Origin of the sequence: Streptomyces sp. NPDC006197 (genome assembly GCF_040613865.1) — a bacterium.
Taxonomy (GTDB): Bacteria; Actinomycetota; Actinomycetes; order Streptomycetales; family Streptomycetaceae; genus Streptomyces.
Map to the genome: position 1 here is coordinate 18619 of NZ_JBEXSZ010000110.1, position 9744 is coordinate 28362.

Annotated in this window: 8 protein-coding genes and 1 pseudogene; 5 read left to right on the forward strand and 4 right to left on the reverse strand. The window is 74.3% G+C overall.

Annotated elements, in window-relative coordinates; translation table 11 throughout:
- The first annotated feature begins 108 nt into the window (after nt 1–108).
- Nucleotides 109–1122 (forward strand): ornithine carbamoyltransferase, encoded by a 1014-nt coding sequence (gene argF, locus ABZ318_RS28270; RefSeq protein WP_356905291.1) that lies wholly within the window; start codon nt 109–111, stop codon nt 1120–1122.
- Between the two features lie 39 nt (nt 1123–1161).
- Here argF and ABZ318_RS28275 read toward each other — a convergent pair whose 3' ends face one another.
- Nucleotides 1162–1629, reverse strand: coding sequence for an ATP-binding protein (locus tag ABZ318_RS28275; RefSeq protein WP_356905292.1), 468 nt, complete (start codon nt 1627–1629; stop codon nt 1162–1164).
- A gap of 266 nt (nt 1630–1895) precedes the next feature.
- Between ABZ318_RS28275 and ABZ318_RS28280 the strand changes: the two genes are divergently transcribed.
- From ABZ318_RS28280 to ABZ318_RS28290, 3 genes are all read left to right on the forward strand, one after another.
- Nucleotides 1896–2723 (forward strand): enoyl-CoA hydratase family protein, encoded by an 828-nt coding sequence (locus tag ABZ318_RS28280; protein ID WP_356905293.1) that lies wholly within the window; start codon nt 1896–1898, stop codon nt 2721–2723.
- On the forward strand, nt 2717–5032 hold the full coding sequence (locus ABZ318_RS28285) for a bifunctional salicylyl-CoA 5-hydroxylase/oxidoreductase (RefSeq protein ID WP_356905294.1): 2316 nt from the start codon (nt 2717–2719) through the stop codon (nt 5030–5032). The genes ABZ318_RS28280 and ABZ318_RS28285 overlap by 7 nt, the downstream gene beginning before the upstream one ends.
- A 76-nt stretch (nt 5033–5108) precedes the next feature.
- A complete protein-coding gene (locus tag ABZ318_RS28290; RefSeq protein WP_356905295.1) occupies nt 5109–5588 on the forward strand; it encodes an anthrone oxygenase family protein in 480 nt (159 codons plus the stop codon).
- A gap of 26 nt (nt 5589–5614) precedes the next feature.
- Here ABZ318_RS28290 and ABZ318_RS28295 read toward each other — a convergent pair whose 3' ends face one another.
- From ABZ318_RS28295 to ABZ318_RS28305, 3 genes are all read right to left on the reverse strand, one after another.
- Nucleotides 5615–6190, reverse strand: coding sequence for a helix-turn-helix domain-containing protein (locus tag ABZ318_RS28295; protein ID WP_356905296.1), 576 nt, complete (start codon nt 6188–6190; stop codon nt 5615–5617).
- A gap of 128 nt (nt 6191–6318) precedes the next feature.
- A complete protein-coding gene (locus tag ABZ318_RS28300; protein ID WP_356905297.1) occupies nt 6319–7152 on the reverse strand; it encodes a PaaX family transcriptional regulator C-terminal domain-containing protein in 834 nt (277 codons plus the stop codon).
- Between the two features lie 28 nt (nt 7153–7180).
- Entirely contained in the window at nt 7181–8812 is a 1632-nt protein-coding gene (locus ABZ318_RS28305; protein WP_356905298.1) for an AMP-binding protein, read from the reverse strand.
- A 474-nt stretch (nt 8813–9286) separates the two neighbouring features.
- On the opposite strand from ABZ318_RS28305, the pseudogene ABZ318_RS28310 reads away from it, so the two are divergent.
- Nucleotides 9287–9655: pseudogene (locus tag ABZ318_RS28310) on the forward strand (acyl-CoA dehydrogenase family protein); the annotation flags it as partial.
- Between the last annotated feature and the right edge of the window lie 89 nt (nt 9656–9744).

A 9744-nucleotide genomic window follows, 5' to 3' on the forward strand; every position in this document is an offset into this window, starting at 1 on the left:
GGGGCGAAGGCCACGGGAGAGGGGGCTGTATAGAAATGTTGGAGTGCGTATACACTTCCAGAGTCCCGACAGCCGTCCTCCCGACCCGTACCCACAGGAGCGCGTCCCATGGCCACAGACCTCATCGGCCGCCACTTCCTCAAGGAGCTGGACTTCACCGCCGAGGAGTTCCGCGCCCTGATCGCGCTCGCCGCCGAGCTCAAGGCCGCCAAGAAGGCGGGCACCGAGGTGCAGCGGCTGCGCGGCAGGAACATCGCCCTGATCTTCGAGAAGACCTCGACCCGCACCCGCTGCGCCTTCGAGGTCGCCGCCGCCGACCAGGGCGCCTCCACCACCTACCTCGACCCCTCGGGCTCCCAGATCGGCCACAAGGAGTCCGTCAAGGACACCGCCCGCGTCCTCGGCCGGATGTTCGACGGCATCGAGTACCGCGGGGACAGCCAGGCCGCGGTCGAGGAGCTCGCCGCCTTCGCCGGCGTGCCCGTCTTCAACGGTCTCACCGACGACTGGCACCCCACCCAGATGCTGGCCGACGTGCTCACCATGACCGAGCACACGGACAAGCCGCTCGAAGAGATCGCCTTCGCCTACCTGGGTGACGCCCGCTTCAACATGGGCAACTCCTACCTGGTCACCGGCGCCCTGCTCGGCATGGACGTCCGGATCGTCGCCCCGGAGGCGTACTGGCCGGCCGAGGACGTCGTCGCCGCGGCCCGCAAGCTCGCCGAGGTCAGCGGCGCCAGGATCACGCTCACCGAGGACGTGTCCGAGGGTGTCGTGGGCGCCGACTTCGTCGTCACCGACGTCTGGGTCTCCATGGGTGAGCCCAAGGAGGTCTGGGACGAGCGGATCGCCGCCCTCGCCCCGTACTCCGTGACGATGGACGTGCTGCGCGCCACGGGGAACCCGGACGTCAAGTTCCTGCACTGCCTGCCCGCCTTCCACGACCTGGGCACGGCGGTCGGCCGGGACATCCACGCCCGGCACGGCCTGACCGAGCTGGAGGTCTCGGACGAGGTCTTCGAGTCGGAGCACTCGGTCGTCTTCGACGAGGCCGAGAACCGGATGCACACCATCAAGGCGGTCCTGGTCGCGACGCTGGCCCGCCCGACGGGCGAGTAGCACCTGGGGCCCGTCTTCTGGATCAGGCCCCAGGGCCCGTCAGCCCGCCCGGCGCCGCCGTTGGGCCGGTATCCCCGGGAGCGTGAACCAGACCGCCTTGCCGTGTGCGGTGGGGCGGTGCCCGCAGTCGCTGCTGAGCGCCCGGAGCAGCAGGAGGCCGCGGCCGTGCTCCTGCCAGGGATCGACGCCGACCGCCGGGTCGGGGCAGACGAGGTCGCCGGGGCGGGCGGGCCGGGAGTCGTGGACCTCGATCCGGCAGCCGCCCGGTGCCGGGAGCAGTCGGACGACCAGTTCGATGGGGCCGGTGCCGGCGGTGTGCTCGACGGCGTTGGCGACGAGCTCGGCGGTGAGGAGCTCCGCCGTGTCGGTGTCGGGGCGGCCGTCGGCCTCGGGGGCGGTGTCGGTGAGCGCGGTACGGATCAGGGCGCGGGCGATCGGCACGGCGGCGGTGGTGTGGGGCAGCCGGACGCGCCAGGAGGTGGCCGGTCCGGTGGTGGTTTCGGGCATGTGCGGCGGGCTCCCTTCACCGACGGGCGGGTGGGGGCGGATGGGCGAATGGGCGAGGGCGCCCCGAGACGTCCTGGTTTCAACCTTACGAGGTGCAAAATCCGCTTCCCAGGGCACCCCCGCCCTCATGGCGGGGACCTAGGTCATCGATCGTCCGGGACCTTGAGGGGGAGCGACCGCACGCCCCCTTGTCGGCCTTATCGCGTACTCGTGACGACAGTCACAGTATGGTGATACCCTCCCTGCGGAGGAAGGAGGCCCCTCGAATGAGCCCCTTTACCGGCTCCACGCCCCGCACGGCACGCTGGCAGCACCTGCGCCTCGACATCGACCAGGGCGTGGCCACCGTCACCCTGGCCCGTCCCGCCAAACTCAACGCCCTCACCTTCGGCGCCTACGCCGACCTGCGCGACCTCCTCGCCGAGCTCTCCCGCGAGCGCGCCGTCCGCGCCCTCGTCCTCGGCGGCGAAGGCCGCGGCTTCTGCTCGGGCGGCGACGTGGACGAGATCATCGGCGCCACCCTCGCCCTCGACACGGCCCGGCTCCTCGACTTCAACCGGATGACCGGCCAGGTCGTCCGCGCCATCCGCGAATGCCCCTTCCCCGTCGTCGCCGCCCTCCACGGCGTCGCCGCCGGCGCCGGGGCCGTCCTCGCGCTCGCCGCCGACTTCCGGATCGCCGACCCCACCACCCGCTTCTCCTTCCTCTTCACCCGGGTCGGCCTCTCCGGCGGCGACATGGGCGCCGCCTATCTGCTGCCCCGGGTCGTCGGACTCGGCCACGCCACCCGTCTCCTCATGCTGGGCGAGCCCGTCCACGCCGCCGAGGCCGAGCGCATCGGCCTCCTCAGCGAGCTCACCGAGGAGGGTGCGGCGGGGGAGCGGGCCGCCGCCCTCGCCCGCCGCCTCGCGGACGGCCCCGCCCTCGCCCTCGCCCAGACCAAGGCCCTGCTCACCGCCGAGCTCGACATGCCGCTCGCCGCCGCCGTCGAACTGGACGCGGCCACCCAGGCGCTCCTGATGAACGGCGAGGACTACGCCGAGTTCCACGCCGCCTTCACCGAGAAACGCCCTCCGAAGTGGCGAGGATGCTGACGCTCCCGGGCCCGGAGCCCCGAAGCGCCCCCGCCCCGGCCCCCGACCCCCGCCCCCGACCCGGTCCCGCGCGGATCGCCGTCGTCGGCGGCGGGCCCGGTGGGCTCTACGCCGCCGCTCTCCTCCGGCGGCAGGACCCGGCCCGCGAGGTCACCGTCTGGGAGCGGAACGCCCCCTCCGACACCTTCGGCTTCGGCGTCGTCCTCTCCGACGAGACCCTCGACGGCATCCGGGACGCCGACCCCGTCGTGTACGAGGCGCTCCACGGCGAGCTCGTCCGCTGGGACGACATCGACGTCGTCCACCGGGGCCACCGCACCACCTCCACCGGCCACGGCTTCGCCGCCCTCGGCCGCCGCCGGCTCCTGGAGATACTGCACGCCCGCTGCGCCGAGCTCGGCGTACGGCTCCGCTTCCGCACCGAGGCCCCGCCCGCCGCCGTCCTCGCCGCCGACCACGACCTGGTGGTCGCCGCCGACGGCGTCCACAGCCGCACCCGCGAGACCCACGCCGCGCACTTCCGCCCCCGCATCACCACCCACCGCTGCCGTTACATCTGGCTGGCCGCCGACTTCCCCTTCGAGGCGTTCCGCTTCGAGATCGCCGAGACCGAGCACGGCGTGATGCAACTCCACGCCTACCCCTTCTCCGACGGCTCCTCCACCGTCATCGTCGAGATGCGGGAGGAGGTCTGGCGGGCCGCCGGCTTCCACGAGCTCGACGAGACCGAGTCCACCGCCCGCTGCGCCAAGGTCTTCGCCGAGGCGCTCGGCGGCCGGGAGCTCCGCTCGAACGCCTCCGCCTGGACCGCCTTCCGCACCGTCACCAACGCCCGCTGGTCGTACGGCAACACCGTGCTCATCGGCGACGCCGCCCACACCGCCCACTTCTCCATCGGCTCCGGCACCAAGCTGGCCGTCGAGGACGCCGTCGCCCTCGCCGCCGCCGTCGACGCCCACCCCACGCTCGACGAGGCCCTCACCGCGTACGAGACGGAGCGCCGTCCCGTCGTCGAGTCCACCCAGCGCGCGGCCGGCGCCAGCCTCCGCTGGTTCGAGGAGCTCGCCGGGCACGTCGACCGCCCGCCCCGCCGCTTCGCCTTCGACCTGCTCACCCGCAGCCGCCGCGTCACCCACGCCAACCTGAAGCTGCGCGACCCCGCCTTCACCGCCGCCGTCGAGGAGGACTTCGGCTGCCCGCCCGGCACCCCGCCCATGTTCACCCCCTTCCGGCTGCGCGGACTGACCCTGCGGAACAGGGTCGTCGTCTCCCCCATGGACCTGTACGTCGCCGAGGACGGCGTCCCCGGCGACTTCCACCTCGTCCACCTCGGCTCCAGGGCCCTCGGCGGCGCCGGACTCGTCATGACCGAGATGGTCTGCGTGAGCCCCGAGGGCCGCATCACCCCCGGCTGCACCGGCCTCTGGACCGACGAACAGGCCGAGGCCTGGACCCGGATCATCGACTTCGTCCACACCTCGGCGCCCGGCACCGCGCTCGGCGTCCAGCTCGGCCACTCCGGCCGCAAGGGCTCCACGCGCCGCATGTGGGAGGGCATCGACCAGCCCCTCCCGGCCGGGAACTGGCCCCTGGTCGCCGCCTCGCCCCTCCCGTACCGCCCCGGCGTCAACCAGACCCCCCACGCCCTCGACCGGGCCGGCCTCACCGCCGTGCGCGAGCAGTTCACCGCCGCCGCCCGCCGGGCCGCCCGCAGCGGCTTCGACCTCCTCGAACTGCACTGCGCCCACGGCTATCTGCTCTCCGGCTTCCTCTCCCCGCTCACCAACCACCGCACCGACGCCTACGGCGGCGACCTCACGGCCCGGCTCCGCTACCCCCTCGAAGTCTTCGACGCGGTGCGGGAGGCCTGGCCGGCCGACCGACCCATGACCGTCCGCATCTCGGCCACCGACTGGGCCGAGGGCGGCACGACCGCCGCGGACGCCGTCGAGATGGCCCGCGCCTTCGCGGACCACGGCGCCGACGCGATCGACGTCTCCACCGGGCAGGTCGTCCCCGACGAGGAGCCCGCCTACGGCCGCTCGTACCAGACGCCCTACGCCGACCGCATCCGCAACGAGCTCGGCGTCCCGGTGATCGCGGTCGGCGCGATCTCCTCCTGGGACGACGTCAACTCCCTGCTCCTCGCGGGCCGCGCCGACCTCTGCGCCCTCGCCCGCCCGCACCTCTACGACCCGCACTGGACCCTGCACGCGGCGGCCGAGCAGGAGTACCGGGGCCCGGCCGCCCCCTGGCCCGCCCCGTACCGCGCGGGCAGCCGCCGCCCGCCCACCGGCCGCCGGGACTGAGGGTCCTGGACGCTCGCGCATGCGGGTGCGACGCGAGGCCATGGTCCGCGCACCGCCCCGGCCCTTGAATGGGGCCATGACGGAGAACAGGGACGGGAAGAAGGGCGCCGGGGCGGTCCTCGGCGCGGCGACGGTGGCGACGGGCCTGCTGGCGGGGGTGTGGTTCGCGTACGTCTGCTCGGTGATGCCGGCACTGGCGCGCAGCGACGACCGGGTCTACGTCGAGGTGATGCGGAACATCAACGACGTGATCCAGAACCCGGTGTTCTTCACCCCGTTCTTCGGGGCACCGGTCCTCACGGCGGTGGCCGCCTGGCAGCACCGCGCCGGCCGGGCCCGGCTCTGGACGCTCGCCGCGTTCGTCCTCGGCCTGGCGGTCCTCGTGGTCACCTCGGCGGCGAACGTGCCGCTCAACGACGCCCTCGCGGCGACCCGGGACCCGGTCGCGGCCCGGTCCGCCTTCGAGACCCCGTGGGTGGCGTGGAACATCGTCCGCGCGGTCCTCGGCACGGCGTCCCTCGCCTGCCTGGTGCGGGCCCTGGCCGTACGGAGCTGATCCCCTCTCCGAACTCTTCGAAGCCCTCAGGGCGTCCGCAGGGTGGCGAGGGCGGTGTGGAGCAGGAGGGCTTCGGCGCGGTCCCAGGACCAGCCGTTCTCGGTGACCAGGGTGCGCCGGCCACCCGGGCCGAACCAGAACCACAGGAGATCCGCCGTCTCCTCCTCGGGGTGGGGAGCCGGTGCCAGGGTGTGCAGATGGTGCGCGGCGGTGCGGAGGGCGGCCCGGTAGTCGGCGGTGGCGCGCTCCCACAGCGCTTCGCCGTCCTCGTGCGACGGCAGCGCCTTGTGGATCGCCTCGTGCACGGTGAACAGACCCTCGTTGCCCGCCCGGGTGCCGTGGGCCAGGGCTCTGAGAGCCGCCTCCGGGTCCCGCTCGGCGAGTACGACGCGGATCGCCTGCTCGTAGCCGGAGGCCCGGACGGCCGTGTCGACGATCTCGTTGAGGATGTCGCTCTTGCTCCCGGCGCTCGCGAAGACGGCCTTCGCGGAGCCCCCCGCCTCGGCGGCGATGTCCGCGACGGTCCCCCGTCCGTAGCCGCGTTCGGCGAACAGCCGGGTCGCCGACCGGAGGATCTCCGCGCGCGTCTGGGCGGCGGCCACCGCCCGCGCGCACGCGCCCGGCTGGACGTGATGCCCGGCACCGCGGGTCGTCCGGCCGGCTGGGATCCCGGGCTCCGGCGCCGCCCGTCGCCGCCCTTCGGGTGACGACGGGAAGGTGACGACAGGTCCTAGGGGGTGTCGGCGTCCCCCGACAGGAACGGGCCCACGTACTCCGCGCCCCGGTCCCACAACAGCTCGTGCAGGGCCGTGAAGACCTCCGCCGAGCGGCGGCCCGGCCAGTCGTCCGGCAGGAGCTCCGCCGGGAGCACCGGGTCCGCGTAGGGCAGCCGGCGCCAGGAGTCCAGGGCGAGGAGGTAGTCCCGGTAGGCGTCCTCGGCACCCGCCGGGGCCGACCGCCAGGCCCGCAGGACCGGCTCGTGGGCCGCGAGGAACTCCTCGTGGAGCCCGGCGATCGCCGGCAGGTCCCACCAGCGGGCCACCGCCCCGGCCGTCGCCGCATACCCCAGGTGGTCGCCGCGGAAGAGGTCCACGTACGGGGAGAGCTCCAGGCGCTCCAGGGTGTTCCGGGTCTCCTCGTACAGCCGGGCGGGCGCGATCCAGACGCCCGGCGCCGCCGTGCCGAAGCCCAGCCGGGCGAGCCGGGAGCGCAGCAGGTGCCGCTTGTGCCGCTCGGCCTCGGGCACCGAGAAGACGGCCAGGACCCAGCCCTCGGACAGCTTCGGCTCCGTACGGGCGTAGATCCGGCGGTCGCCGTCGTCCAGGAGCCGCCGGGCGTCCTCCGAGAGGGCGTACCCGGCGGCGCCGTCCGCCGTCCGGCCCGGCAGCAGCAGGCCGCGCCGCTTGAGCCGCGACACCGAGGAACGCACCGAGGGCGCGTCGACGCCGAGCGCGCCGAGCAGCCGGATGAGCGCGGCCACCGGCACCGGCGACTCGTCGGGCGCACGGCCGTAGGCGCCGTAGAAGGAGACGATCAGGGATCGGGGAGTGTGCTGCTCGGCCACGTGATCACTTTAGGGGGTGGTGGACACGTCATGCCGGTCGCGCCGGGTCCCGCAGCAGGAAGCGCTGGAGCTTCCCCGTCGCCGTGCGCGGCAGCGCGTCGAGGAAGACGATCTCCCGGGGCGACTTGTACGGGGCGATGCGGGCGCGGACGAAGGCCCGCAGCGCGGCGGCGGTGCCGGCGTCGCGCGGCACCCCGTCCCGTACCACCGTGTACGCCACGACGACCTGGCCGCGCAGCTCGTCCGGGCGGCCGACCACCGCCGTCTCCACCACGTCGGGGTGGTCGAGGAGCACCTCCTCGACCTGGGGCCCGGCGATGTTGTACCCGGCCGAGATGATCATGTCGTCGGCCCGTGAGACGTAGCGGAACCAGCCGTCGGGTTCGCGGACGTACGTGTCGCCCGTGACGTTCCAGCCGTCCCGTACGTACTCCTCCTGGCGGGGGTCGGCCAGATAGCGGCAACCCACCGGGCCGCGCACCGCGAGCAGCCCCTCCTCGCCGTCCGGGACGCCCTTGCCGTCGCGGTCGACGATCCTGGCCTGCCAGCCGGGCACCGGGCGGCCCGTGGTGCCGGGGCGGATGTCGCCGTCGGCGGCGGAGATGAAGATGTGCAGCAGTTCGGTGGCGCCGATGCCGTTGATCAGGCGCAGCCCGGTCCGCGCGTACCAGGCCGTCCAGGTCGCCTCCGGCAGGTTCTCGCCGGCCGAGACGCAGCGGCGCAGCGAGGCCACCTCCGGGGCGGTGCCCTGGGTCAGCTCCTCCAGCATGACCCGGTAGGCCGTCGGGGCGGTGAAGAGCACCGACACCCGGTGCCGCTCGATCGCCGCGAGCAGCTGTTTGGGCCCGGCCTGTTCGAGGAGGACCGCGCTCGCCCCGGCCCGCAGGGGGAAGACGACGAGCCCGCCGAGGCCGAAGGTGAAGGCGAGCGGCGGCGAGCCGGCGAAGACGTCGTCGGGCAGCGGGCGCAGGACGTGCGCGGAGAAGGTGTCGGCGACGGCCAGGACGTCCCGGTGGAAGTGGACGCAGCCCTTGGGCCGCCCGGTCGTGCCGGAGGTGAAGGCGATCAGGGCCACGTCGTCGGCGGCGGTCGCCACCGCCTCGTACGGGCCGGGGTGGCGCTCGGCGAGGGCCAGCAGGTCATCGGGCCCGTCCCCGCCGAAAGGGGTGACCCGGAGGCCGGGTATCCGGGCGTTGAGGAGCTCGTCGAGCACCCGGGCGTCGCAGAGCGCGTGGGTGCACCGGGCGGCTTCGGCCATCACGGCCAGTTCGGGGGCGCGCTGCTGGGCCAGGACGGTGACGGCGACGCCGCCGGCCTTCATCACGGCGAGCCAGCAGGCGGCGAGCCAGGGGGTGGTGGGGCCGCGCAGGAGGACCCGGTTGCCGGGCAGCACCCGCAGGTCGGTGGTGAGGACGTGGGCGATGCGGTCCACCCGGTCGCGGAGCTCCCCGTAGCTCCAGACCCCGCCCTCGCCGTCGTGGAAGGCGGGCCGGTCGGCGCCGAACCGTTCCACCGTGCGGTCGAGGAGTTCCGTGCCGCAGTTGAGCCGGTCGGGGTAGCGGAGCTCGGGGAGGTCGAAGACGAGATGCGGCCAGCGGTCGGGGGGCGGCAGCCGGTCGCGGGCGAACGTGTCGAGGTGGGCCGAGGGTGTCAGCTCCATGAGTCCGTCCCCCTGTCGTGGTGGGGTCGTCCGTCGCTCCACGAGCGTATCGTGTTGGTGACGACAGTCAACGGTTCGCGACAAGGGCGCCGGAGGGCGCCGGGACGGAGGCGCCGCGAGGCGCAGGGACCAGGACGCCTCAGGGCGCCCGCACCAGGGCGCTTCACGGCGTCGGGAGGAAGGCGCCTCAGGGCGCGGGAACCCGGGCGCTTCACGGCGCCGGTGTCGGGCCGCCGAGAGGCGCAGGGACCACGGCGCCGCGAGGCGTCGGGACGAAGGCGCCTCAGGGCGCTGGGACCAGGGCGCTTCAGGGCGCCTGGACCGGGGCGCTTCACGGCGCCTGAACCGGGGCGTCTCACGGCGCCCGAACCAGGGCGCCTCGCAGCGCCGGGAGCAAGGCGCCGCGAGGCGCGGGGACGAAGGCGCCGGACGGCGCCGCGACGAGGGCGCCGGAGGGCGCCGGAGAGGGCCCACATGCCCGCATTCTCGCTCGATCCGGCACAGACCACCTGGTGTGCGGAGCTCAGCGCGCTCGCCGCCGAGCGCCTCAAGCCCCTCGCCGACCGGGGCGAACCCGGCAGGGTCAACCGCCCCCTCGTCGCCGCCCTCGGCGAGCTCGGCCTCCTCGCCCGCCTCTTCGAGGCCGGCGCCCTCGACCTCTGCCTCCTGCGCGAGTCCCTCGCCCGCACCTGCACCGAGGCCGAGACCGCCCTCGCCCTCCAGGGCCTCGGCACCCACCCCGTCGCCGCCTTCGGCACCCCCGCCCAGCGCGCCCGCTGGCTCCCCGAGGCCACCGCCGGCCGCGCCGTCGCCGCCTTCGCCCTCTCGGAGCCGGACGCCGGGCATCGGAAGCGCGCCGCCGGAACGTCACACCTCTGATCAGTGGGAGAGAGTCAGGTGTACTTCGCCGCACTGCTCGCGCGCACCGAAGA

Coding starts and splice junctions, on each gene's coding strand:
- ABZ318_RS28275 (WP_356905292.1), bottom strand. CDS start 1,629: ATGCCCGAAACCACCACCGGACCGGCCACCTCCTGGCGCGTCCGGCTG.
- ABZ318_RS28280 (WP_356905293.1), top strand. CDS start 1,896: ATGAGCCCCTTTACCGGCTCCACGCCCCGCACGGCACGCTGGCAGCAC.
- ABZ318_RS28285 (WP_356905294.1), top strand. CDS start 2,717: ATGCTGACGCTCCCGGGCCCGGAGCCCCGAAGCGCCCCCGCCCCGGCC.
- ABZ318_RS28290 (WP_356905295.1), top strand. CDS start 5,109: ATGACGGAGAACAGGGACGGGAAGAAGGGCGCCGGGGCGGTCCTCGGC.
- ABZ318_RS28305 (WP_356905298.1), bottom strand. CDS start 8,812: ATGGAGCTGACACCCTCGGCCCACCTCGACACGTTCGCCCGCGACCGG.
- argF (WP_356905291.1), top strand. CDS start 109: ATGGCCACAGACCTCATCGGCCGCCACTTCCTCAAGGAGCTGGACTTC.